The organism is Maribacter thermophilus (assembly GCF_001020565.1).
In the GTDB taxonomy this organism is placed as follows: Bacteria; Bacteroidota; Bacteroidia; order Flavobacteriales; family Flavobacteriaceae; genus Maribacter; species Maribacter thermophilus.
The window spans coordinates 2420169-2444608 of sequence record NZ_LDAS01000001.1 but is presented as its reverse complement, the minus strand read 5'-3'; the positions used below and the strand labels follow the sequence as shown (position 1 = coordinate 2444608).

The window sequence follows — 24440 nt, the reverse complement described above, 5'->3', positions numbered from 1 at the left end:
ACTTGAAACCTAAGTAATAACCGTTGCTTAGGTTTTTTTATAAAGTTTTTAACTAAAATTTTAGTTTGAACTAATTTTTTAGTTATATTTGATTCGAACTAAAGAATTAGTTGAAAAGAAATGAAGCAATTAACAAAAGCGGAAGAGGAGGTAATGCAAGTGTTGTGGCAGTTAGAAAAATCTAATGTTGCCGGTATAATAGAAAAATTTCCAGAGCCGAAACCTGCATATAATACGGTTTCTACCATAGTGAGGATATTGGAAAGCAAAGGTTTTGTGAATCACGAACAAGAGGGAAAAGGGTATTTATATTACCCTTTGGTGAAAAAGTCGGACTACAGCAATCAGAGTATTAACAAGTTGGTAGACGGTTATTTTCAAGGCTCGTTTAAAAGTATGGTTTCTTTTTTTATGAAAAAGAACGATATGAGTCTTTCTGAATTGGAATCCATTTTAAAGGACATTAAAAAAGAGGAATCATGATACAGTATGTTCTAGAATGCATGGCATTTCAACTTTTGTTCTTGGTCATTTATGATTTCTTTCTAAAAAAGGAAACATTCTTTCAATGGAACAGGGCATATTTAATAGTTACCTATACATTGTCGTTGTTGCTTCCATGGGTGAAAATAGAGGCGTTTAGTACAGAGTTGCCTGCCACCTTTCAAGGCTACTCAGATTTCTTGTGGGGTTTAGAACAATCTCCAGTTGCCGTAGGTACGACTATGGATAGCGACTTGCATGTTTCTTGGCAACAAGTGTTTTTTTTAACGGGAATAGTAATAGCTACTCTCTGGTTTTTACTAAAACTATGGCGTCTATATCAATTAAGAAGAAAGGGAGAGGTCACGCATTTTAAACATTTTACCCAAGTTGTATTGCCCCATAGTAATGAAGCTTTCTCTTTTTTTAGGTCTATTTTCTTGGGCGATGAGGTATTAAAAAAGGAATATAACGTAATTGTTTCCCACGAGTTGGTGCATATAAGACAACGGCATTCGTTAGATCTGTTGTTCTTCGAATTAATGCGCATTGTAGGCTGGTTTAATCCGTTGGTCTACATATATCAACACAGAATAACCGAGTTGCATGAGTTTATTGCAGATGCCCATGTGCCAAAAACCGAACGTAAGGCGCATTATAATTTGTTATTGTCACAAGTATTCGAATCCGGAAACATCTCCTTTGTCAATCATTTTTTTAAAAAATCATTAATCAAAAAACGAATAGTCATGTTACAAAAATCAAAATCAAAAAAAGTATGGCAGTTAAAGTACTTACTTCTTGTGCCGTTGGTATTGGGTATGTTATTTTATACTTCATGTGAACAAAATGAAAAGGAAGGTCTTGGGGGTGTAGAAGAGACCACGGCATTAAAAACAGTAATGAACGCGGTATCTTTTGCCGAAATAGACGAAGCACCTGTTTTTCCCAATTGTGAGGATGCCGATGATAAAAAGGCCTGTTTCTCCACCATGTTACACCAACATATTTCTAAAAATTTCAAATATCCCGAGGATGCACAAGAATTAGGACTGCAAGGAAGGGTACATATTATGTTTACCATAGATGAGAATGGATCGGTAGGCGATATTAAAAAAAGAGGGCCACATTTTTTGTTGGAAGATGAGGCAGAGCGCATTATTGGTAAATTGCCTCAGATGCAACCGGGCATAAACGATGGAGCGCCCGTGAAAACGGTTTATTCTATCCCTATTTCCTTTAGGTTGGGGGATGGCGTAGCTTCAGAGGTTGGCAAGAAAAATTATTGGATAGACAAGGAAGAGGTGCCTTTTTCGTATGTAGAAAATGTACCTGTCTTCCCCGGTTGTGAAGATAACAGCAACGCTAGGGCGTGTTTTAATATGATGATGCAAAGGCATATCAGTAAAAATTTCAACTATCCTAAAGAGGCCATGGAAAAAGGCATACAGGGCAGGGTAAGTGTGATGTTTACGATTTCGGCAGACGGCAGTATTATTAATATCAGAAAAAGAGGGCCTCATGAGTTGTTGGAGAACGAGGTAGAGCGCATTATCAAAAAACTACCTAAAATGACCCCGGGCAATTACGACGGAAAGAATGTGGACGTACCCTATTCCATACCTGTAACATTCAAATTGTCATAGTCGTATATGATGAAGGTTGTTAAAGGGATAATTGTGTTATTATGCTTTTTTAAGGGCGAAGCCCAATCCTCAGGTATCATGGCCGCAGATAGTCTTTATGCTACGGGTAACTATACCTTGGCGATCAACGAATATTCCAAGATAGGTAGTACACGGGCACTATTACAAATAGCAAGGTCGTATAGTGCCATTGGTAATTATGACAAGGCCATTGCCCAGTATGAAAGTGTTGTGGGCATGGATCCCACGTTGCACATTGCAAGTTTTGAGTTGGGCAAATTGTATATGAAGTCACGGCTATTTGACGAGGCACGCAAGCTTTTTACCAAACTTGTAAGCAATGGTAATGGCAACCCTGAGTTTTATTATTACTTGGGGGAGGCGTATACGGAATCTGGGCAACCCGCCAGTAGTTTGGTCGCCTACAAAAACGCGGTGCAACTAGATAGCACCCACTTGCGAAGCTTATTTCGATTGGGAAAGTACTTTTTGGTCAAAAAACAACCAGATCAAGCGCTTTTGTACATTAACAAAGGATTGGAGTTTTATAGTAACGATGTGGGGTTTGTGAACTTAAAGGCTTTGGTCTATTTTAATGATAATAAGTACGAAGAGGCTATACCGTGGTTAGAAAAAGTGTTGGAGTTGGGGGCGTACAAAGAATACGTTTATGAAAAACTGGCCTATAGCTATTATAAGAACTGGGAGTTCGGCAAGGCCAAGAAGACCTACAAAGAACTACTAAAATTAAACGACCAAAATTCGGATACTTATTTTGGTTTGGCGGAAGTGTATAGAAAAAATAAGGAATTGGATAGTGCCGAAGTTTTTATAAACAAGGCCATGATCGTTAAAAGACCCATATTTGCCAAAGGCTATAGCCTATTGGCAAGTCTTTACAGAGAAAGAAAAGATCTACGGTCGGCATTTAAGTATTATCGAATGGCCCATGAAGAAAACCCCGAAGAACCATTGTTGTACTACAATATTTGTACGGTGTACGATCAATTGGCTACAGAACCCGAAAAAAAATTGGAATACTATCAAAGTTTTAAAGCCCAATATGGCACAAGACAGCCGTATCTTTCCGAAATAGTGGCCAAACGTATTTCTGAATTGAAGACAGAAATACATTTCACAGAAGAGTAAACTCCTTAAAAAGTTGTAATTTCAACCATAGTTTTGGTGTAATGCAACGCATTTTATTTGTACTTGTTTGTTTAATATTGTCCTCTTGTAATCTCTTTGAATCTAGAGAGCAAAGGACCCAAGAACTTGTGAATGAGGAGCTACGGCAGATGGATTGGAACTCGGTAGATTCTTATCCACTGTTTTTAGATTGCGATGAAACAGCTTCTAAGGAAAATCAAAAAAAGTGTTTTGAACAAAAATTGACCGGTCATTTCGAGGCTACCTTGAGCGAATTTGAATTTACCGTTGATGCTGATGAAAACGCTATAGTAGATGTTATCTTTGTTATTAATGCGGAAGGAAAAATCAGTGTGGTCGACATCCGTAAAGATGCTTCAATCATGAAACAGATGCCAGAGCTTGACGGTATTATTGTACAAAGCTTAAAAAATATTCCACAAATCGCCCCTGCATTAAAGAGGGGTGTGCCGGTAAGCACAAAGTTCAAGTTGCCGGTTCAATTAAATACAAAATAGAAATTTGAGTACCGAAAAGATTATATTGGGAATAGACCCCGGAACTACTATAATGGGGTTCGGATTGATAAAAGTAGTCGGTAAAAAGATGGAGTTTGTTCAAATGAACGAGCTTTTATTGCAAAAATATAACGACCCCTATACCAAATTAAAGCTCATTTTTGAACGGACCATAGAGTTGATAGATACGTATCACCCAGATGAGATAGCTATAGAGGCCCCTTTCTTTGGTAAAAACGTGCAGTCGATGCTCAAGTTGGGGCGTGCGCAAGGGGTCGCAATGGCCGCAGGGCTTTCTAGACAAATACCCATCACCGAGTATTTGCCGAAAAAAATAAAGATGGCCATTACCGGCAATGGTAATGCCAGTAAAGAACAAGTAGCAAAAATGTTGCAAAGCGTCTTGGGTCTAAAAACACTGCCAAAAAATTTGGATAGTACCGATGGGTTGGCTGCTGCCGTATGTCATTTTTATAACGAAGGTAGAATAGAGGTTGGCAAATCATATTCGGGTTGGGCTTCTTTCGTAAAACAGAACGAGGGAAGGGTCAAAAAGTAAACAAGACTTAAATGAGCGGTATCTACATCCATATTCCGTTTTGTAAACAGGCATGTCATTATTGTGATTTTCATTTTTCTACCTCCATGGGTAAAAAAGAAGCCATGGTCGACGCCTTGTGCTGTGAAATGGTACTTCGAAAAATGGAATTTAAGGACGAGGTGGTCGAAACCATTTATTTTGGTGGGGGTACCCCATCCGTTTTAGAGCCGCAAGAGATACAACGTTTAATAGCAACGGTATATGAACATTACCAAGTATCCGAAAACCCCGAAATTACCTTAGAGGCCAACCCCGATGATCTATCCGAAGAAAAATTGAATCAATTGGCGAATAGCCCTATAAACAGGTTGAGCATAGGTATCCAGTCTTTTTTTGAAGAAGACTTACGGCTTATGAACAGGTCACATACGGCCGATCAGGCAGAAAAAGTATTGGAAATGGCCACAAAAAAGTTCGATAATATCTCTATAGACCTGATCTATGGTATGCCGAACATGACCCAAGACCGTTGGCGACACAATATAAAAAAAGCGCTGTCCTTTAATGTGGGTCATATATCTAGCTATGCCCTAACGGTAGAACCAAAAACGGCCTTGGCCACCTTTGTAAAAAAAGGATTGGTAAAGCCGGCCGATGATGAGGTCGCTCAAGCGCATTTTAACGAGCTCTACGATCGTCTTACCAAAGAAGGATATGTGTGTTACGAAATTTCAAATTTTGGTAGGCCTGGCTATTTTTCAAAGAACAATTCGGCGTATTGGCAACAAAAAAAGTATATGGGAATAGGGCCTTCGGCACATTCTTTTGATGGTCAACGTAGAGGGTGGAACATTAATAATAACCCAAAATATATAAAGGCCCTTGAAAAGGGCGAATTGCCCATGGAAACCGAGGAGCTCTCTGATAGGGATAAATATAATGAGTATGTTATGACAGGCCTTAGAACTATTTGGGGCGTGTCTATAAACAGGGTCATTTCAGATTTTGGACCACAGTACGAGACCTATCTGCTTTCTCGGTCAAAAAAGTATATAGCGGAAAAGTTACTAACTTTAGAGGATAATGTGTTGTTGACCACTAAAAAAGGGAAGTTTCTAGCAGATGGAATTGCAGCTGATTTGTTTATGGTTAACTTGTCATGAAAAAGTATCCGGATTTAAAACGTATATGTTACAGATATCATTTTATTAATATTTAAAAGAATTTGAAGGCAACAATAAAACATAAGCAAAAAGAATATAAAATAGATTTAAACAAACCTTTGGATATTTCTATACCTCTAAAGGGAGATGTGTCCAACGTTAATGCCTGGTATATTGATCACCCCAAAATCGCCCCACATACCGAGCACGATTTTGTGGGAAGTGTAAAGGCTGGTGCATCGACGAATTTTAACGATATCTGGTTTAATCCGCATGCGCATGGTACCCATACCGAGTGTGTAGGTCACATTACACAAGAGTTTTATTCAGTGAACCAAAACTTGGATAAATATTTCTTTTTGGCAGAAGTGATTACCATAGCCCCTGGAAAAGTACAGGATGATTTTGTTATTTCAAAACATCAATTAGACAATGCCATAAAAGCTACTGGAGCGGAAGCCTTGGTTATAAGAACGTTGCCGAACACGACAGCAAAGTTTTCTAAACAATATTCGAATAGCAACCCGCCTTATTTATTAGAGGAGGCTGCTCAATATTTGGTGGATATTGGTATAAAACACCTGTTAATAGACTTGCCTTCGGTAGACAAAGAAAACGATAACGGGGCACTTTTGGCCCATAGGGCATTTTGGAATACGGCCGGAGCCATTAGAATGGATGCGACCATAACCGAGTTTATTTATGTAGCCAACGATATCCCCGACGGTAGGTATATTTTAAACCTGCAGATGGCATCTTTTGAGAACGATGCCAGCCCTAGTAGACCTGTTCTCTATCAAATAAAATAAAAATGAAGAATTTATTAAGGCTCGAAGAGCTGGCCATGTTCGTACTGGGTATTTTTATGTTTGGCCTTCTGGGGTATCAATGGTGGTTGTTATTGGTGTTGTTGCTTACACCCGATATAGGCATGCTAGGGTATTTGGTGAATAATAAATTAGGGGCAGGGCTCTATAACTTGTTCCACCATAAAGGTGTTGCCATCCTTTTGTACTTTTTTGGAATGTATTTTTCAATGCCAATTGTTCAGTTAGCGGGGGTTATCTTATTTTCGCATTCCGCAATGGATAGAATGTTCGGATATGGCCTTAAATATGAAAAAGGTTTTAAATTCACACATTTAGGAGAAATAGGTAAAAACAATGGATAACGTTCTAGACGTTCTTTTAGGTCTTATTCTGGGGGGTATTATAGTGTACTGGCTATTTTCATTCTTTAGAAAAAAGCAAAACAAAGAAATTACGACTCACCAATCTACGGTACTTCTCGAAAAAATAAAAAGTGTTTGCAAACTGATTTCGGTAGAAGGTGATTTTGCTGAAATTTATAAATACGAAAATACCAAAGAAAGATTTTTAAGCTTGGTCATTAGCAAAAAGAAGGCATTGGTGGTCATTAAGGCAAAGGCCCAAATAGGATATGACCTTAATAAGATTCTTATGCACGCCGATGATGGAAAGAAAAAAATAGTTCTTACCAATTTTCCGGAGCCCGAAGTACTCTCCATAGAACCTGAACTGGAATTTTACGATGTAAAGAACGGTTTTTTCAATAGCTTTACACCAGATGACCTTACAAGTCTTAACCAAGAGGCAAAAAAGCATATCAGGGAAAAAATACCTGAAAGTGGCCTTATGGACACGGCAAGAAAGGAAGCTCTGCAGACCGTATTGCTCATAGAAAAAATAGTGGAAACCATAGGTTGGAAATTGGACTATACGGCGCTTAAGATTACCGATGAACAAAAGAAATTATTGGAAAATTAAATTATTGAAAATGAAAACTATTACAACTTTACTATTTTTAACACTTACAATAACGGCCTTTGGGCAAACTACAGATACAATGAAAGAATTTGATTCTAATTTTTCACATACCGTGTTTTTTTGGTTAAAAAATCCAGATAGTCAAGCGGACCGCACTGCATTTGTCACATCCCTAAAAAAGTTTTTGGACAATTCTGCATATGCCAAAACAAAATTCATAGGCACCCCGCCTAAAGCCACTAGAGATGTGGTAGATGGTTCTTTTACGTATTCTTTGATACTGTCCTTTGATTCGGCAGAGGCACAAAAGGCGTACCAAGATGAAGCTCCGCACAAGGTTTTTATAAAGGAATCGGAGGCATTGTGGGAGAAGGTAATCGTCTATGACTCTCAAGGAATTTAGGTTCTATAATGAATATTGAGACTTTCCGTGAGTATTGTTTGCAAAAAAAAGGGGTGACCGAAGAATTTCCTTTCGATGAGCAGACCCTTGTCTTTAAGGTGATGGGCAAAATGTTTGCCTTGTCGGGTCTGGAGAGAATGCCGTCGCAAGTGAACCTTAAATGTAATCCGGAAAGGGGAATTGCTCTTAGGGAAGAATATGACGGATTCATTATTCCAGGTTACCATATGAGTAAAACCCATTGGAATACCCTTTTTATAGAAAGTCTACCTGAAAAGCTGATATTAGAGCTAACGGACCATTCGTATGATCTGGTAGTGGCCAAGCTTACCAAAAAATTAAAGACGGCACTGGATAATCTCTAGTGCCGTTTTATTCACACTTCTTAAGTTCATGTTTAATTCGTCCGTGCAGTATGCAAGACCCAAATAATTTTTATAGAGAACAAATTGCAAAACATAAAGAAAGCTTTGTAAAAGTAAAGGGGCAATTGTTCGCTTCTAGCATGGTAAGGTTATCTGTGTTTGTATTGGCAATTGTGGTACTCTACTTTTTTAGTTCCAATACTAAAATAATGGTTGCTATTATTGTAGGTGCGATAGCCCTGTTTCTATACCTTGTTTCCAGACATTCGGATCTACAGTACAAAAGGGACAAGCTAAAGCAACTAATGCTAATTAATGAGACCGAGCTAAAGGTGTTGAATAGAGATTTTCATCATTTGCCAAAAGGCGAGGCATTTAAAGATGATCAGCATTTTTATAGTCAAGATATAGACCTTTTTGGACAGGGGTCTTTTTATCAGTATATAAATAGAACGACCCTGCCACAAGGTAGTGAAGTATTGTCCGGTCTATTAAAGGAGAATTCCATTACAGATATAGTAAAAAAACAGGATGGCATTAGAGAATTGGGGGGCATGCCCCAATGGATACAAGATTTTTCTGCGACTGCATCGTTGGCAGCTACCGAAACAACCACCGATACTATAACCGACTGGTTAAAATCATATAAGCCTTTTGTTCCCAAGGTTATGAATGTTGTTCCCTGGCTATTTTCAGGCATTAGTGTAGCTCTTTTTGCGGCCTTTTTTTTAGGTTTTGTAAAAGAGTCCATATTAATTTACTGGTTGATGTTCGGTTTGTTGGTTACCGGTTTTTTCACGAAAAAAATAACCAAATTAGCTTCCGATGCAGGTAAGGTTCAATCTACATTTCAACAATACAATCAGTTGTTAAGAATGATAGAGGACAAAGAATTTACCTCTGAACTTCTAAAGGAAAAAAAATCGCAGATCTTAAGTGATGGCAAAAAAACATCACAGGCCTTAAAAGAGTTTTCGAAGCTGTTAGGGAGTTTGGACCAAAATAATAATATTGTTTATCTCATATTCGGTAACGGCCTTTTTTTAAGGGGACTCTACACATGTCTAAAAATTGAAAATTGGATAGCCAAGCACGGGGCTTTTGTAGAGAATTGGTTCGAGGTTATTGCGTTTTTTGATGCTTATGGCAGTCTAGGCAACTTTGTTTTTAACCATCCGGAGTATTCGTTTCCGGAGATTACGAAAGAAAAAATCACCATTAAATCTGTCGGAGCGGGGCATCCGTTACTGGACCCAAAAAAAAGTGTTCTAAACGATTTTGAAATTGATAATGAAGAGTTTTTAATTATTACCGGGGCTAATATGGCCGGAAAAAGCACTTTTTTAAGAACGGTATCCTTGCAGATAGTTATGGCCAATATGGGGTTGCCGATCTGTGCAAAACAAATGGTATACAACCCCATTAAATTAATTACCAGTATGCGCACCACAGACTCTTTAACTGATGATGAGTCTTACTTTTTTTCTGAGTTGAAGCGGTTAAAGTTTGTAGTGGAACAGATACAGCACGATCGATATTTTATTGTTCTCGATGAAATTTTAAAAGGTACCAATAGTATCGACAAGGCAAAAGGCTCCAGAAAGTTTGTAGAACGTTTGGTAGGGTCTAGGTCTACGGGTATTATTGCCACTCACGACCTTAGTCTTTGTGAAGTGTCCAAAGAGTTTCCACAGGTTAAAAACCATTATTTTGATGCCGAGATCATTGATGATGAGCTACACTTCGACTATAAGTTCAAAGAAGGTGTTTGTCAAAATATGAACGCATCCTTTTTATTGAAGAAAATGGGGATTATTGAATAACGCCCCTATTTATATCTACACATGGATTCGTTAACACAAATAGTTCTTGGAGCTGCAGTCGGTGAAGTTGCCCTTGGTAAAAAGGTAGGCAACAAGGCTATGCTGTACGGTGCCATTGCCGGAACCATTCCTGATCTAGATGTGTTGTCGAAGTACTTTTTAGATACGGTGAGTGCCACCGAGTGGCACAGGGGGCTGACCCACTCTATTTTCTTTTCGGTATTGTTCGCTCCCGTTTTTGGTTGGCTCGTTTGGAAATTGAATCCGAAAGAAAAGGCCTCTTGGCAAGATTGGTCCTTACTTATGTTTATGGGGCTCTTTACCCATCCGTTATTAGATGCCTTTACCACTTGGGGCACCCAGCTATTTTGGCCTTTTAAGACAAGGCTCGCTTTTCAAAGTATTTTTGTGGTCGATCCCCTGTACACGATCCCTTTTATCATTTTCTTGGTTTTGGCAATGATGCAAGAACGAACGGCGATAAAACGTAGCAGATATGTATATCTCGGACTTGTAATTAGTAGTGCGTACCTAGTGCTAACATTGGTTTTAAAAGGAGTCGTTTACCAAAAATTTGAAAACGAACTTCAAGAACAAGGTATAGCCTTTAATCAGATAAATACAAGGCCAGCTCCTTTTAATACTATTCTTTGGATGGCCAATATCGAAAAGGAAGATGCCTATCTCATGGGCAACTATTCCTTTTTTGATTCGCAACCGGTCGTATTTAGAGAGTATCCCAAAAATCATGAATTATTGGGAGATTGGGCCACCAACGATAAAATTAAAAGACTGATTCAGATTACAGGCGGTTGGTATACCATTTCTGAAAAGGATGGAGACCTTTATTTTAACGATCTGCGATTTGGATTGATAAGTCTGGATGATGACGAAAACCAATTTGCGTTCAGTTACCGTCTTACGCCCAAGGGAGACGATCTTCATGTTCATGAAACCCCTCGGTTAAAAAGAGACGCAAAGCGCTTAATGGCCTCTCTTTGGAAACGTATATGGGGCAACTGATCTTTAGATGATCTTGCTACTTTAACCCTTTTACCTGTATCTCATGAAAAGTGTCGGCTTGCAGGCGTAACAATTCTTCTGCCTTTTTCTTTTTGTACCCGTATAGTTCTTCTTCTCCCTTTAGGTCTTCATATATTTTTTGGTTGATCTCGCCATCGGTGGTAACGATTAGCTTGCGCTGTGCCACCTTTTGTGCCACCCAGGAAGATAGGATGCTTTCTTGCTCTTCCAGTTTTACATCATATTCACCTTTTGGAGCCAAGAGCTTGGCTATAATGGGCGATGTTTCTATGGCCAAGAACAATAGGAATATAAAAAAAGAGGGAAGCCATGGCAGCTCTTCCAATGCTGTAATTCTGGCCATAAGGCCATCAAAACCATCAATAATGGGTTGTGAATTTTTTACGACTTCTGCATATTCGGTATTCAGTACCGCAATTTGACTTTCGATAACCCCAATTTTTTCTGCATTGGCTGTTTTTAAGGCCAGTAATTCAGAAAGTGCGGCATCGTGTTTTTCACGTTTTTCTTTATAAACGGGGCCTTTGCCCAAGAGTTTTGTTCCAGCGGTTCCTTCTGCTTCATTGATGTAAATGTCGTATAAAGCATTGGTTTCTTTTTCTTTACTCGCAACTTCTGATTTTAAGGCGACAATTTCTTGATTCAGTTTTTCTATTTGTGGCGTGTATTGCTGCGCCAATTGCTCTTTATTGGCCAAAGTGAGTTCATTTTTTTGTTCCAGCAAGACCTGATTTATCTCTTTTTCAAATATTTTCATTTCCAAAGGTTTGGAAATTACGATGGCTATAATGATCGCTAAAACAATACGTGGCGTGGCCTGTAAAAACTCTTGTTTAAAATTGTTTCTTTTTTTAATAGTGGAGACGATAAACCTATCCAGGTTAAAAATCAACAATCCCCAAATGGCTCCAAAGAAAACGGCTATGTAGACGTTGTCAAATACCGTGAACAAGGCATAACTGCTAGCAATAAAAGCCATTATTGCCGTAAAAAATACGGTAGCGCCAATACCGGCATATTTGTTTTGTTCTCCTTTAGAACACGTTTTTAGTATTTCGGAATCGGCACCTGAACAAAGGATAAAAAAGTTTTGTAACATGTTGATTTGTTTTTTGATTGATGATGCTATGTAAAGGGTGAACGTAACTATTTGATTTTTGGTACGCAAAAAGCCCTCGAAAAGAGGGCTTTAACATTAGTTTGACGTTCTTTTTATTTGATTGTTACAGGGGTTTTTGTGATTTTTACCACAGTATTGCCGTTTTTGCCCCTAGATTCTATGTTCAACTCCTTGTTGTTTTTTATAAGGTCGATGGCCTTGTCAGATGAAACTTCTTTGCCTTCGTATAAAAATGTGGCTCCTTTTTTTGCTGCATCTATTACAAAGTCTAAAGGTGAAATGGGGGTAGGTGGAGACGGAGGAGGTGGAATTTTTACATCATCCTGGTCCTTATAGATTCGTACTTCTGGCTGTTTGTTGGAATAGGGCAATGTTTCTATGGTAATGTCTTTCTCGTTGCTTACGACGCTAAAGCCTTCTTCTGCAGATATTTTTTCGCCATCTAGATAGAATTGGGCATCCTGTTTGGCAAGTGTCTTTAAGCTTTCCATTAGACCGGAAGATCTGTTAGATTCGATAAAGTTAGAATTATGAATATAAACTTGTGTGTTTTCTACAGCAATAATGTCTTTGTTGTTTATGATCTTTTCTATTTCTGCATCGGCATAATCAGTGGAGTTTGGGGCCTCTGGCGCTTTTAGGGCAGGTGGTGGTTCGGGAAAATCGGGAAATGGGGCGGCGTCTTTTTTCTGTTTATCCGACATTAGGTTGTATATATACCTTAACTGGTCTACATCCGATTTTAGAATACGAATATCGCCACCTTTGGCGATCATGCTATTGTACTTTTTTGCCAGGTCATTGTATTCTTTGATTTGTTTTGTGGTGGGTGATTCTTGAAACCCGATCTCTTTGCCATAGATATTTACTGTGGCAGCACCAAATTCAGATACAATTTGGTCTAATTTCCGTAAAACATCTTTTGGGGCATCAATGTCGGTAGTAATAAGTACCCTTAGCGATTTTTGTCTTTCTTCGTAGGTTTTTGGGGTGTTCATACTTTTTAGATGTTCTTTTAATTCATCTACTTGCAATAACTGCGAATCAATTAGGAGAAGCCCATCTTTATTTACCTTAATGTCAATTTCTTTGACGGTGCCTTGAATGTTACATTCAGGAAAAGGTTGGGCATTCTTTTTTTGGCTTGCCGACATTTTACGATAAATCTTTTCCAGTATTTTTAAATCCTTTAATGGAATAATGCGTTTTTCAATAGCAACGGCATTGTATTTTTTTGCCAGTCTGTTATAGGTTTTTACAGCTTGTTCATCTAATTGCACATAATTTATACCCCCTTTATTGTACACATTAGAATCGATAATGTTAATTACATAATCTATTGTTTCTTTTGGGGAGTTTTGACCAAAATTGATAATAAAAGGTATGTCAGAGCGATTTATGTCAATATTGTTCAATGTTTTGATAAGGGTTGTCTCAAAATCTTCCAAATCGACTCTAAGATCGTTTAATAGAATATTGCCTTCGTCGTTTATATTTATATAAATTTCATTTTCTTTATTAGTATTAGAGTAGCCTTCAGAGGTGTACAAAGATACCTGGTAGGGTTGTGGAAATTTTTTACTCCTTGCGTTTTCATAAACAAAACTACTTTCATAGTGCACAATTTGTTGGTGATCATATGAGTTAAGAGAGCTATTTGTAATGTGCTTACCATCTAACCATAGAGCATATGTTTCGGGGTCTTTCCATTTTTTAAACAGTTCTATTGATGGGGTGCCAGAGGTGGCATTGTTATGTGCGATTGTCTGCACGTCATAAGAGATATTAAAATCTCCATTTTTTGATTCTTTTATTGGTTTTTTCTTAGCAATCTGTTTGTATTTTTTTTCAGCTTCTGTAAGAGACAAGCCGGCTAAAGGATTTTTGTAATGTGTTGGTTTTATATTTTTTAATTCGCTTATGGAAAGGTTGGCGGCGGAAACCTTTACAATGTTATTTTGAATTAATATGATACTGATTTGATCTACCAGTTCAATTTGAGAATCCTTACTATATAATATACTTGCAAATAGATATTTTTTCTTCTCTTCTATGGACAATGTCGGATTTATTTTTCTAATTGCATTTGGTAGTTCGGTAAGTTGAATGTCTTCATTGTTTAATTTTATGTTGGAGTTAGGGTCAATATCTAAGAATACATCTGCAATTTTTACATTGTCTATATATTTATAGGATATATTTTTATTGCTGAAGGCAACCACCAAAAAGAAGGTGATAGGTAATAGAAAAATAAACCTTAGTACAACTGCTTTTTTTGATGTTCTTTTTTTCATGATGATAAATCGTTTTTTGATTGATGAATAATTAATGGCACTGGAAATGCCGGTCGACTGATGTTTTGTATAGCTATCGTGTGATAAGTACGATAGTAAGGTATTCTGGTACTGTAAGAGATTTTTGTTTTTGTTGAGAACGGCCAGATCTGCCAAAAACTCATGGTTTAGTTTAGCGGCATGTTTGTATAGATATATGAACGGGTTAAACCAAAGTAGCACCTGTAATAATTCCAGAACCAATACATCTATACTATGCTTTTGTTTTGCGTGGGTTTCTTCGTGAAGCAAAACAGTTTCCGGAATTTCGTTGTTGTCAAATTTCTTCTTGTTCAAGAAGATATAGTTAAAAAAGGTATGTGGTGGCAATTGCTCTTGTAAGAGCACTTGAATAATGAAATTTTTCCTCAATTTGGGATTCTTGCGTATACGGTGCCATATTTGGGAAAGATGACGGGCAAAACGAAGTCCAAATCCGAATACACCTAGGCCGTACAATACCCATAGTAGTATCTGATAATTAAATGTTGCTGGTTCGGGGGCAACAGGTAGATCGGTGGCAGTATTGTCAAAAGAACCGTCTACGGGTAACTGAGGGGATATTTCAACGGGTGCAATTTCTATATATTCCGTAAAAACAAGCGAAGGTATTATAAACGACGCGGCCAATGCTCCCAGAAGATAGAACCTCTTAAAAACGTGCATGGCTTCCTTTTCCAACAAGAGTTTATAGAAAATCCAAAAAATGGCCATGCAGGCCGTAGATTTTAAAAGAAGGAGTACCATGTTATCGTTTTTTTAGTTCGGTGTCTATAAGCCTTTTTAGCTCTTCGAGCTCTTGTTTGCTCAGGTCGGTCTCCTGTGTAAAAAAAGAGGCGAATTGCCCAGGACTATTATTGAAAAAGTTTTTTATGAGTCCGTTTACGTGTTTAGAAAAATAATCTTTCTTTTTTACCAAAGGGTAATATTCCCTGCTTCTACCATAACTTTTGTATGCTACAAAACCCTTGTCGGCCATCCGTTTTAAAAGGGTGGCAACCGTTGTGGTGGCAGGTTTTGGGTCTGGGTAAGCTTCCAAAAGGTCTTTCATGAAAGCCTTTTTAAGTTTCCAGACAATATTCATTAATTCCTCTTCCGATTTTGATAGTTGCATCTTCTACATTTTTAGAATGTCTTCTACAAACATAGAATAAATATTTTAATTCTACAAATGTAGAGTAGTAATAAGTGAAATTAACAAGGTGTATTTATGCAGAAATGCCGTATAAAAGTAAAGCCGTAAACCGTCTTTTCTTATTGAAAATTTTAAATTTGAGCCTTATTTAAGAATTATGAGTGTACTTGAAGAATTAAAAAGTAGAAGTAACGGAGTTTGTGAACTATGTGGTGCCACAGATAATTTAAGCGTATATGAAGTGCCACCTGTTTCTACCGGAGGTGTGGACGGGAGCGTATTGGCCTGTAATACATGCATTGGTCAAGTCGAGGACCCGCAAACTACCGATGCCAACCATTGGCGTTGTCTTAACGATAGTATGTGGAGCGAGCACGATGCGGTAAAGGTCGTTGCGTGGCGTATGCTGTCTCGTCTAAAAGCGGAAGGTTGGCCACAAGATTTGTTGGATATGATGTATATGGAGCCCGAGACATTGGAGTGGGCGCAAGCAACGGGAGAAGGTGTTGCCGAAGCCGATAAAATAATCCATAGGGATGTGAACGGTGTTGTTTTGGAAAATGGTGATAGTGTGGTTCTTATAAAAGATTTAAAAGTGAAGGGTTCCAGTATGGTGGCCAAGCAGGGTACCGCGGTACGAAGAATATCGCTAGATCATGAAAATGCCGAGTATATAGAAGGGAAAGTAGATGGTCAGCAAATTGTGATCATTACCAAATATGTAAAGAAGATATAATACTTCTTTCTAAATATGTAAATAAAAAGCGAACTCTTTTGTCTTGAACAAAAAGTTCGCTTTTCTCTGTTTGGTGAAAAAAAAGTATTTGGTTTTTACGCTTTCTTCATCTCGGTAAAATATTTGTAAAAATAAGGTATGGTCTCTATGCCCTTTAAGTAGTTCCATACTCCAAAATGTTCGTTCGGAGAATGTATGGCGTCGCTATCCAGGCCAAAGCCCATAAGAATAGTTTTACTGTCCAGTTCTTTTTCGAACAATGAAACAATTGGGATGCTTCCTCCGCTTCGTTGTGGAATCGGTTTTTTGCCAAAAGTGGTTTCATAGGCCTTGGAAGCGGCCTGGTAGGCAACGGTATCTATCGGGGTAACATAGCCCTGTCCGCCATGGTGGGGAGTTACCTTTACCTTTACGCCTTTTGGCGCTATGGCCTCAAAATGTTTTTGAAACAGCTCTGTGATCTCTTGCCAATCTTGGTGCGGTACCAAACGCATCGATATTTTTGCATAGGCCTTACTGGCAATGACCGTTTTGGCACCTTCGCCGGTATAACCTCCCCAAATGCCGTTTACATCCAACGTGGGGCGTATAGAGTTGCGTTCGTTGGTACTATAACCTTTTTCGCCATATACGGTTTCTATATCCAAGGCTTTTTGATAATTTTCCAATGAAAATGGAGCTTTGGCCATTTCTGCCCGCTCTTCTTGTGACAGTTCCTCTACCTTGTCGTAAAATCCGGGTATGGTAATATGATTGTCTTCATCATGTAGACTGGCAATCATTTTAGCGAGAATGTTGATAGGGTTTGCCACCGCACCACCATACAATCCGGAATGTAGGTCGCGATTGGGCCCCGTTACTTCAACTTCTACATAACTCAAACCTCGCAATCCGGTAGTGATAGACGGTACGTCGTTTGCGATCATGCCCGTATCGGAGATCAGTATAATATCGTTTTTTAGTTTTTCCTTGTTCAAAGAAACATATGTGGCAAGATTGTTACTGCCCACTTCTTCTTCGCCCTCTATCATAAATTTAACGTTACAAGGCAATTGGTTCGTCTTTACCATAAACTCCAAGGCCTTTACGTGCATGTACATTTGGCCTTTGTCATCACAGGCCCCACGGGCGAATATGGCCCCTTGAGGATGTAGTGTTGTTTCTTTGATGACCGGCTCAAAAGGAGGTGACTCCCATAACTCTACGGGATCTGGCGGTTGTACATCGTAATGGCCATATACCAATACCGTAGGTAGGTCGGGGTCGATAATTTTTTCTCCATACACAATGGGGTAACCATCGGTATCATGAATTTCTGCCAAATCGCAACCGGCATCTTCCAACGCGGTTTTTACCGCATCGGCAGTATCTAGCACATCTTGTGAAAAAGCGGAGTCGGCACTAACGGACGGAATTTTCAGTAATTCAATTAGTTCTTTTAGAAATCGTTCCCTGTTATCAGAGATATAATCCTCTATGTTTTGCATGTATATTAATTCAAATAAGTACCTAAAAATACAAAAAGCGTGAATTTAAAGTTCGAAAATTTAGAGAATTGATTTTTTGCTTTATATTTGCATCCCGTTTTGAACGGATTATGCAGGCGTGGTGGAATTGGTAGACACGCTAGACTTAGGATCTAGTGCCGCAAGGTGTGAGAGTTCGAGTCTCTCCGCCTGTACAAAATGAAGGTCGACTTTTTAAAGTCGGCCTTTTTTTATGGGTATTACCTAGGTAGGCCGTACTGGTTTTTTAGAATACCGTTTTCAATAATTTTATTGAGAGGTAGGGAATTTTATTATCAAGATTGTCCTTACAAAGAATTTAACCATTACACTGAAGTAATTTACTTTATTGATACAACATATACATTGAATCAATAAAAAAGACCGCCTACTAGAGTTAGACGGTCTCTTTTTGTATATAAGCTATGCTTTGTAAAGAAATTTTTCTTTCTTTTTAAAAAACAAACCTCAAGAACAGTTCATTGGTGTTTTTGGCACTGGCCAATTCGTTTCTGGTACTTACCTCATAGGCAAAACCTAAGGTAAGTCGCTTTTGAAGGCTTAGATTTACCAGGCCGGCGAAGGCAGAATCGGTTCTGTAGCTGGCTCCCAGTTCAAAACTGTTGTTAAAGGAGAGCATGGTGTTAAAGTCTATGGATATTGGTGCCCCGCTCACTTGACGCATCATGGCAGAGGGTTTCAATATCAAGTTACTGTTGCCCATAAGCAGATCATAGCCTATTGTAGCGTAAAGATGGGGCTCGGCCACAGTGGCTGTTGCCGTACCGTTCTGGTTCTCTGTCCTGTCCGTTTTCAGTATTCTGGGCATAGCCAAAGAAAGGAACAGCCTCCCGCTTTTTAAAAGTAGACCCGCCCCGATATTAGGGTTAAAGTCGGAGAGAGACGATATACTGGGGTCCGATTGAATGTTGTAGGTCTCCAGTCCGGCAGTATTTATCGAATAGGTATTACCACCTGCCTTAAGGCCAAGATAGAGTTCGGACTTTTCGGATAACGTAAGCTTGTAGGAGTAATCGACACCTATAAAGGTCTGGCTCTCTATAAAGGTTTTGTTGTTCATTATAGAAACCCCTAGGCCCATTTTCTCGTTCAGGCGGGTACCAAAGGAGACCACCATGGTTCTTGGAGCCTCTTCCACTCCCGTCCATTGCTGGCGGAAGCTGGAAGTAATGGCCGTCTGCCCTTCTGGCGACACATAGGCCGGGTTATAGGCATTCATATGATAACGATAATTTGTTAACAGCCCTTCTTGCTGGGCGCTTAGCGTTCCAAAGATGAGGAAGAGGGCTAAGGTTGCTATATTTTTTATTTTCTGCATTGTATTTTATTTCTTAGGTGTTTTGTAATTATTGTTTAGCCAAGAACAGCCATCCATCCATATCCACGCGGCCGTCTCCTTCAAGGTCTACTTGGTAGAAGTAGGATCCACCATCAGGAAGTTTGTTACTAAGATTTTTGTAATGTCCGTCCCAATCGTTTCTATAATTCTTGGCAGAGAACACCTCTTTTCCCCAACTGTTGAAGACCCGTACTATAGAGTTGGGATAGTTTTCTATACCATAAATAGTCCAGGTGTCGTTTATTCCATCTCCATTAGGTGTAAAAGCCTGGGACACCTTTATAGTATCGGTATCATCTATACTTTCTTCCGAACCATCGCTATCTCCATCTTTTTGGCTATCGGCACATCCGTTGGCATCTACAGCTTCATCTTCGGGGGAATCGGGACATTGGTCGTCGGCATCGCTTACTCCGTCAAAATCAGAATCTTTTTGACTATCTGAACAGCCTTCGGCATCTACAGTTTCGCTTACCGGTGTATTGGCACAGATATCGTTTTCATCTAAAACACCATCATCATCGTCATCGGTATCGGCATTGTCGCCCATACCGTCACCATCGGTATCGGTATCCTCATTTGCATCCAATGGAAAAGCATCTTCAGTATCCAACGTGCCGTCATCGTCATCATCGGTGTCGGCATTGTCTCCGGTGCCATCATTATCGGTATCAACATTCTCGTTTTCGTCTAATGGGAAAGCATCTTCCGAATCCGGGGTGCCATCATTATCGGTATCTTTTTGGCTATCGGAACAACCATTGGCATCTACGGTTTCACCTACAGGGGTATCGGGACACAAGTCTGTATCGTCCGACACACCGTCTTCATCTGAATCGACAATGTCGCAATTTAGACCGGCATCGGTAATGGTCCATCTATATCTATCGATTAAATCTTGCCTTGCCGTCTCTCCGGCGCAATAAACACTATTACCGCCATTGAAGGTAATACCTGCTGGTATTTTTGTTTCCCCGGCATCTGTATCCAAAGTGTTCCAACCTATTAAGGTGTTGTCATAATTTTTTAAGGATAGTGCCGCACCTTCAAACATTATTATCATGTCCCTTACCTTACTTATATCCCAATTACCTAAATCTTGGTCAAAAGCTGTTGCATCTAGAAACATACCTGTCATAACGTTAACGCTACTAACATTCCAAGTGCCGATAGGCTGGTTAAAAGCGGTTGCTCCTTGGAACATATATATCATAGAGGTTACATTGCCCACATCCCAATTGTCTATATTTTGGTCAAAAGCTGTTGCTTTGTAAAACATACCCTCCATAGTGGTAACATTGCTTACATTCCAACTACTAAGATCTTGGTTAAAAGCAGTTGCCCGCGCAAACATAGAATGCATTGTTGTTACTTTGCTTACATCCCATTTTCCGATATCTTGTTTAAAAGCTATCGCGTCAGCGAACATACCTGACATACTGGTGACATTGCTTACATCCCAATCAGTGATATCTTGGTTAAAAGCGTCAGCATGATAGAACATGAAATCCATATTGGTGACATTGCTTACATCCCAATCACCGATGTCTCCATTAAATTTTGTTGCAAAGGAGAACATACTAGACATATCGGTTACCGACGAAAGGTCGGGCATATCGGTAGCATTATATTCCATATTTGAACATCGCCAAAAACTAGATTCCATGCTGGCCCATTGTTGGTCTCCCCATTGATCAATAGTTAGAAGTTGCTCCTTATTTTGAAAATAAATATGTGGAAACACACCAGAAATCGTTATGGTATAAATACCTTCATCATCATAGCGGTGGGTTGCCTCACTCTCATGAACCCTAGTATCCGTAGAACCATCACCCCAATCTACGGTATAGGCGTAGGTGTATTCTGATGTATTGGCCGGGATGGTAATCCATTCATTTGCACTTTCCGTTTTCCAAGTAGTTATAAAAGGCAAGAAGGGGCAATCCTCTCCGCCATCGGTAATCGTCCAACCATAGTTGTCGATTAAAGATTGTCTTGCTGTTGCTCCAGTACAATAGGTGCTATTACCGCCGTTGAATGTAATATCCGATGGTATTTGTGTTTCCCCTGCGGCGGTATCCAAAGTGTTCCAACCTATTAAGGTGCTGTCGTAACTTGTTGAGGAAAGTCCTGCACCATTGAACATATCATACATTCCAGTAACATTGCTTATATTCCAACCGCCAAGATTTTGATCAAATGCTGTTGCACCTTGAAACATTCCTTGGCCTGTTCGAGATCCAGGTCGTATAGATTCCTCTACTGAGCCCATATTTTGAACATTACTAACATCCCAGCCACTTATGTCTTGGTTAAAGGCTGTTGCATCCGCAAACATTCCACCCATACCTAATACATTACTAACATTCCAATTGCCAATATTTTGGTTAAAAGCAGTGGCTCCTTCAAACATTCCGCTATAGGTCATTGCTATCCCAATGTTTGGATCTAGATAGGTCCCCATATAAATTACATTGCCTACATCCCAATTACCGATATCCTGATTAAAGGAAATAGCATCTGCGAACATACCGGACATATCTTGTACAAGACTTACATCCCAACTACCTATGTCTTGGTTAAAATTGGTAGCACTTTCGAACATACTACGCATAACCATTACTTTTGAAACATCCCAAGTTCCAATATCTTGATTAAAACTGTTTGCACCATTAAACATATCTTCCATATCTTCAACATTGCCTACATCCCAATTACCGATATCTTGGTTAAATTCATAAGCATGTGTAAACATGTCTGACATGTTGGTAACATTACTGACGTTCCAGTTGCTAATATTTCCATCAAAAACGCTGGCAGAGTGAAACATATTTTGCATATTAGTCACCTTGGATACATCCCAATCATTAAGGTCCTGATTAAAAGCAGAGGCCCCAGTAAACATCCTGTACATATTGGTGACATTGCTCACATTCCAATTATTTATATCCCCATTAAAGGCTTCAGCCTGACTAAACATACTGCTCATATCGGTTACCTGAGAAAGATCAGGGGCATCGATCGCATTGATCTGAACATTGGCGCAGTAATAAAAACTCTGTACCATAGATTGCCAAATTTGGTCTCCCCATTGTTCTACCGAAAGTATCTTGTCATGATCTGCGAAATAAATGAATTTTAAATGTGGAAAATCTCCGCTGATGCTTACCGTATAGGTGCCTGCTGTTGCATAGGTATGGGTGGCATTACCCGTGTATACAGAAGTGTCGGTCGTGCCATCGCCCCAATCTACCGTATAGGCAAAAGTGCCGTCACCGGTGGGTATGGTAATTTGATTATCGTTAGATTCTCCATCATTATCCGTTTTCCAGGTCGTAATAAATGGGTCTTGCGCCTGCAGAAAGCCAAAGCCTAACATGGCTATTAGTAAAAGCAGGGGATTTTGAAAATGCTTTTTCATAAATAATTTAAATGTTTGTTTTGTTATTGGTGTATGGCGCTCATAATTTAGGTAGGAAAACGCTGACACTTTTTTTGGTGTGTAAAGAACGGAGCATAAAAAAGAATAATATATATGGGAGTTGGCGAATATGTGCCTACTTATGATTTGGACACCGTTTTCTACTTAGAAAAAGAAAGAAAAGAAAGAAGTTTCTTACAATACAAAACATTGTAAACAAGTGATTTAAACATCAATAAAAGCACATGAACAAAAGGAACATTTTGATAAGCACCTAGCATTAAAAAATTGTCTATAAATATGTGTCCAAATCGTATTTGGACACATAAAAAGGAAAATGAGCGGCAAATATGAGTAGGTTAACGTGTTTATAGTGCGCTCAAGGATCCGAAGGTAGGGGTGGATTTTATTGTTTGGTCAACGAGGTCTCGACTGCGCTCGACCAGACATACCTCGACTGTATTCATGCCTAAAAAAATGTTTTCCTAACTATTAGCGCTAAATTCGGTAACGTTCACAGAGGTTATCTTTTTAAACGTTTTACTGAAAGAACTTCTATTGGCAAAACCACATTGCTGTGCAAGGGCCTCCATCGTATTCCTCTCCAAATAACCAAGGGTAATAAGTTTTTTTCCTTTTTCTATTCGCACATTGTTTCTATACGCCGAAAAACTGAGCCCTAATTGTTGATTTAGAAAATAGGATAAATGATGTGTGGGAATTTCCAATGCCTTGGCACAACTGCTCAGATCAAAATCCTGTTCATAGAACGAACCACTTTCTTTTATACCGTTTAACCGACGTAACAATACATCGACATCCAAACCAAATTTCAACTCTACCTGGTCTTTATGGCGTGTCTTTTCTGTTAATTTAGATTTTTTTGACCTAGGGTAGCCATATAAAATTGTGGGAAAATAAATGGGTATTATGCCTATGGCAAATAGTATCACATAAAATACTAGGTTAACGGTTCTTAAAATTGGTCCCGTAGAACGTAAGAAATCGACCTTCAGCAATTTTTCAAATGCGAATATGGTGGCCAATATGGACATTAAAAGAAATAGTACGTATAAGGAAATTGCCCAAATAAGCAACTTACGGTCTTTTTCCTTAAATAGATTACGAATAAAAGGCAACAATAAAGGCAATAGGCTGATCAATGCCAAAAACTGCCATAGAAAGCGCATTACATAATGTTGGTTTATATTTAAAAAACCATATTGCACGGTAAGTCTTTCCCCAGGTTTTGCATATGCATTATTAATGATGTTGTCATATACCTCTTGGGGCTGTACATAAACATTTAACACATCTACCAAACCGATTATAAAAGGTGCAAATACCCACAAATACTGCCAGCGCCAAACAAATTCATCTTTAATCAAAGTTAAAAAATAAAAGAATATAGGTGCGGCAATTAAATTATAAAGGGGCAAGGGCCACACATAAAACCAGCGGAACTTTAATAGTAGACCAGATTCAATAATATAGGTTTGAAATGCGTAAATAGAGAATATTGTATAAAATGCCCCTAAGAAAAAGACAGAAACTCTATTAACAGACTTTCTGGCAAACAACGAGATTGCCAATACCATTCCGAAAACTGCAATAATTAAGAAAAGGTTTTGCAAATTGTAGGATATTACATAGTTGTGGAAATATTGGTAAAATTATATCTTTTACAATACATATAAACTACGAATTTAACTTTCTTGCGTTTTTATGCAGTATTGCCAGATTTGTATTAACATATTGCCAATCATACAAAATATATACCTTTTGCATACGGATGAAAGAAACCATATCCTATTTATTTTCATTGAACCTGAAAAGGCATCTAACCGGTCTCAAGTTTCAACTTTGATGAAACTACCTTCTGTTCGGTTTTTATTTTAAAAATCCCTT

The 24440-nt window shown here is 38.8% G+C and carries 21 protein-coding genes and 1 tRNA gene; 15 read left to right on the top strand and 7 right to left on the bottom strand.

Translation table 11 applies throughout. The features are described 5' to 3' along the window. The first annotated feature begins 120 nt into the window (after positions 1-120). The 13 genes from AB657_RS10565 to AB657_RS10505 all read left to right on the top strand — a co-directional run bounded on the left by AB657_RS10565 (position 121) and on the right by AB657_RS10505 (position 10901). A complete protein-coding gene (locus tag AB657_RS10565) occupies positions 121-483 on the top strand; it encodes a BlaI/MecI/CopY family transcriptional regulator (RefSeq protein ID WP_047246454.1) in 363 nt (120 codons plus the stop codon). After that, complete coding sequence (locus AB657_RS10560) at positions 480-2129, top strand: M56 family metallopeptidase (protein ID WP_047246453.1); 1650 nt, start codon at positions 480-482, stop codon at positions 2127-2129. Before AB657_RS10565 ends, AB657_RS10560 begins: the two co-directional genes overlap by 4 nt. Positions 2130-2135: 6 nt before the next feature. After that, the gene (locus tag AB657_RS10555; RefSeq protein WP_084696414.1) at positions 2136-3278 is read left to right on the top strand and encodes a tetratricopeptide repeat protein; all 1143 of its coding nucleotides are present in this window, start codon (positions 2136-2138) and stop codon (positions 3276-3278) included. 41 nt (positions 3279-3319) lie between these two features. Beyond that, positions 3320-3796, top strand: a complete 477-nt coding sequence (locus AB657_RS10550; protein WP_047246451.1) for a hypothetical protein — start codon at positions 3320-3322, stop codon at positions 3794-3796. Positions 3797-3800: 4 nt separating this feature from the next. Then, positions 3801-4355 (top strand): crossover junction endodeoxyribonuclease RuvC, encoded by a 555-nt coding sequence (gene ruvC, locus AB657_RS10545; RefSeq protein ID WP_047246450.1) that lies wholly within the window; start codon positions 3801-3803, stop codon positions 4353-4355. An 11-nt stretch (positions 4356-4366) separates the two neighbouring features. Then, positions 4367-5500 (top strand): radical SAM family heme chaperone HemW, encoded by a 1134-nt coding sequence (gene hemW / locus AB657_RS10540; protein ID WP_047246449.1) that lies wholly within the window; start codon positions 4367-4369, stop codon positions 5498-5500. 62 nt (positions 5501-5562) lie between these two features. Next, complete coding sequence (locus AB657_RS10535) at positions 5563-6309, top strand: cyclase family protein (RefSeq protein ID WP_047246448.1); 747 nt, start codon at positions 5563-5565, stop codon at positions 6307-6309. A 2-nt stretch (positions 6310-6311) separates the two neighbouring features. Further along, positions 6312-6671, top strand: coding sequence for a DUF4260 domain-containing protein (locus AB657_RS10530; RefSeq protein ID WP_047246447.1), 360 nt, complete (start codon positions 6312-6314; stop codon positions 6669-6671). Continuing rightward, positions 6664-7287: a DUF4230 domain-containing protein gene (locus AB657_RS10525; protein ID WP_047246446.1), complete on the top strand. Its 624-nt coding sequence runs from the start codon at positions 6664-6666 to the stop codon at positions 7285-7287. The genes AB657_RS10530 and AB657_RS10525 overlap by 8 nt, the downstream gene beginning before the upstream one ends. Before the next feature lie 10 nt (positions 7288-7297). Further along, positions 7298-7690 (top strand): Dabb family protein, encoded by a 393-nt coding sequence (locus tag AB657_RS10520; RefSeq protein WP_047247934.1) that lies wholly within the window; start codon positions 7298-7300, stop codon positions 7688-7690. An 8-nt stretch (positions 7691-7698) separates the two neighbouring features. Beyond that, complete coding sequence (locus tag AB657_RS10515) at positions 7699-8055, top strand: MmcQ/YjbR family DNA-binding protein (RefSeq protein WP_047246445.1); 357 nt, start codon at positions 7699-7701, stop codon at positions 8053-8055. Positions 8056-8105: 50 nt separating this feature from the next. Next, positions 8106-9878, top strand: a complete 1773-nt coding sequence (locus AB657_RS10510) for a MutS-related protein (protein ID WP_047246444.1) — start codon at positions 8106-8108, stop codon at positions 9876-9878. Positions 9879-9899: 21 nt separating this feature from the next. Beyond that, a complete protein-coding gene (locus AB657_RS10505; protein ID WP_047246443.1) occupies positions 9900-10901 on the top strand; it encodes a metal-dependent hydrolase in 1002 nt (333 codons plus the stop codon). Positions 10902-10917: 16 nt separating this feature from the next. Here AB657_RS10505 and AB657_RS10500 read toward each other — a convergent pair whose 3' ends face one another. From AB657_RS10500 to AB657_RS10490, 3 genes are all read right to left on the bottom strand, one after another. Then, a complete protein-coding gene (locus tag AB657_RS10500) occupies positions 10918-12021 on the bottom strand; it encodes a DUF4407 domain-containing protein (RefSeq protein WP_047246442.1) in 1104 nt (367 codons plus the stop codon). A 113-nt stretch (positions 12022-12134) separates the two neighbouring features. Further along, complete coding sequence (locus AB657_RS17685; protein WP_084696413.1) at positions 12135-15122, bottom strand: M56 family metallopeptidase; 2988 nt, start codon at positions 15120-15122, stop codon at positions 12135-12137. Position 15123: 1 nt separating this feature from the next. Beyond that, a complete protein-coding gene (locus AB657_RS10490) occupies positions 15124-15489 on the bottom strand; it encodes a BlaI/MecI/CopY family transcriptional regulator (protein ID WP_047246441.1) in 366 nt (121 codons plus the stop codon). Between the two features lie 178 nt (positions 15490-15667). On the opposite strand from AB657_RS10490, the gene AB657_RS10485 reads away from it, so the two are divergent. Then, complete coding sequence (locus AB657_RS10485) at positions 15668-16246, top strand: PhnA domain-containing protein (protein ID WP_047246440.1); 579 nt, start codon at positions 15668-15670, stop codon at positions 16244-16246. A 95-nt stretch (positions 16247-16341) separates the two neighbouring features. On the opposite strand, the gene AB657_RS10480 is transcribed toward AB657_RS10485, so the two are convergent. Continuing rightward, entirely contained in the window at positions 16342-17733 is a 1392-nt protein-coding gene (locus tag AB657_RS10480) for a dipeptidase (RefSeq protein ID WP_047246439.1), read from the bottom strand. A gap of 112 nt (positions 17734-17845) precedes the next feature. On the opposite strand from AB657_RS10480, the gene AB657_RS10475 reads away from it, so the two are divergent. Further along, positions 17846-17927, top strand: a tRNA-Leu gene (locus tag AB657_RS10475). A 278-nt stretch (positions 17928-18205) separates the two neighbouring features. Here the strand turns inward: AB657_RS10475 and AB657_RS10470 are convergent. The 3 genes from AB657_RS10470 to AB657_RS10460 form a co-directional block, all read right to left on the bottom strand. Beyond that, entirely contained in the window at positions 18206-19090 is an 885-nt protein-coding gene (locus tag AB657_RS10470) for a PorP/SprF family type IX secretion system membrane protein (RefSeq protein WP_047246438.1), read from the bottom strand. Between the two features lie 28 nt (positions 19091-19118). Next, entirely contained in the window at positions 19119-22532 is a 3414-nt protein-coding gene (locus AB657_RS17680; RefSeq protein ID WP_052958678.1) for a BspA family leucine-rich repeat surface protein, read from the bottom strand. Positions 22533-23017: 485 nt separating this feature from the next. After that, positions 23018-23920, bottom strand: a complete 903-nt coding sequence (locus AB657_RS10460; protein ID WP_198146899.1) for a helix-turn-helix domain-containing protein — start codon at positions 23918-23920, stop codon at positions 23018-23020. Between the last annotated feature and the right edge of the window lie 520 nt (positions 23921-24440).

What these genes read in the sequence shown, in the direction of transcription:
- AB657_RS10510 (WP_047246444.1), top strand. Translation starts at nt 8,106, where the DNA reads ATGCAAGACCCAAATAATTTTTATAGAGAACAAATTGCAAAACATAAA.
- AB657_RS10485 (WP_047246440.1), top strand. Translation starts at nt 15,668, where the DNA reads ATGAGTGTACTTGAAGAATTAAAAAGTAGAAGTAACGGAGTTTGTGAA.
- AB657_RS10550 (WP_047246451.1), top strand. Translation starts at nt 3,320, where the DNA reads ATGCAACGCATTTTATTTGTACTTGTTTGTTTAATATTGTCCTCTTGT.
- AB657_RS10520 (WP_047247934.1), top strand. Translation starts at nt 7,298, where the DNA reads ATGAAAACTATTACAACTTTACTATTTTTAACACTTACAATAACGGCC.
- hemW (WP_047246449.1), top strand. Translation starts at nt 4,367, where the DNA reads ATGAGCGGTATCTACATCCATATTCCGTTTTGTAAACAGGCATGTCAT.
- AB657_RS10505 (WP_047246443.1), top strand. Translation starts at nt 9,900, where the DNA reads ATGGATTCGTTAACACAAATAGTTCTTGGAGCTGCAGTCGGTGAAGTT.
- AB657_RS17680 (WP_052958678.1), bottom strand. Translation starts at nt 22,532, where the DNA reads ATGAAAAAGCATTTTCAAAATCCCCTGCTTTTACTAATAGCCATGTTA.
- AB657_RS17685 (WP_084696413.1), bottom strand. Translation starts at nt 15,122, where the DNA reads ATGGTACTCCTTCTTTTAAAATCTACGGCCTGCATGGCCATTTTTTGG.
- AB657_RS10470 (WP_047246438.1), bottom strand. Translation starts at nt 19,090, where the DNA reads ATGCAGAAAATAAAAAATATAGCAACCTTAGCCCTCTTCCTCATCTTT.
- AB657_RS10555 (WP_084696414.1), top strand. Translation starts at nt 2,136, where the DNA reads ATGATGAAGGTTGTTAAAGGGATAATTGTGTTATTATGCTTTTTTAAG.
- AB657_RS10530 (WP_047246447.1), top strand. Translation starts at nt 6,312, where the DNA reads ATGAAGAATTTATTAAGGCTCGAAGAGCTGGCCATGTTCGTACTGGGT.
- AB657_RS10500 (WP_047246442.1), bottom strand. Translation starts at nt 12,021, where the DNA reads ATGTTACAAAACTTTTTTATCCTTTGTTCAGGTGCCGATTCCGAAATA.
- AB657_RS10515 (WP_047246445.1), top strand. Translation starts at nt 7,699, where the DNA reads ATGAATATTGAGACTTTCCGTGAGTATTGTTTGCAAAAAAAAGGGGTG.
- AB657_RS10565 (WP_047246454.1), top strand. Translation starts at nt 121, where the DNA reads ATGAAGCAATTAACAAAAGCGGAAGAGGAGGTAATGCAAGTGTTGTGG.
- AB657_RS10490 (WP_047246441.1), bottom strand. Translation starts at nt 15,489, where the DNA reads ATGCAACTATCAAAATCGGAAGAGGAATTAATGAATATTGTCTGGAAA.
- AB657_RS10560 (WP_047246453.1), top strand. Translation starts at nt 480, where the DNA reads ATGATACAGTATGTTCTAGAATGCATGGCATTTCAACTTTTGTTCTTG.
- AB657_RS10525 (WP_047246446.1), top strand. Translation starts at nt 6,664, where the DNA reads ATGGATAACGTTCTAGACGTTCTTTTAGGTCTTATTCTGGGGGGTATT.
- AB657_RS10480 (WP_047246439.1), bottom strand. Translation starts at nt 17,733, where the DNA reads ATGCAAAACATAGAGGATTATATCTCTGATAACAGGGAACGATTTCTA.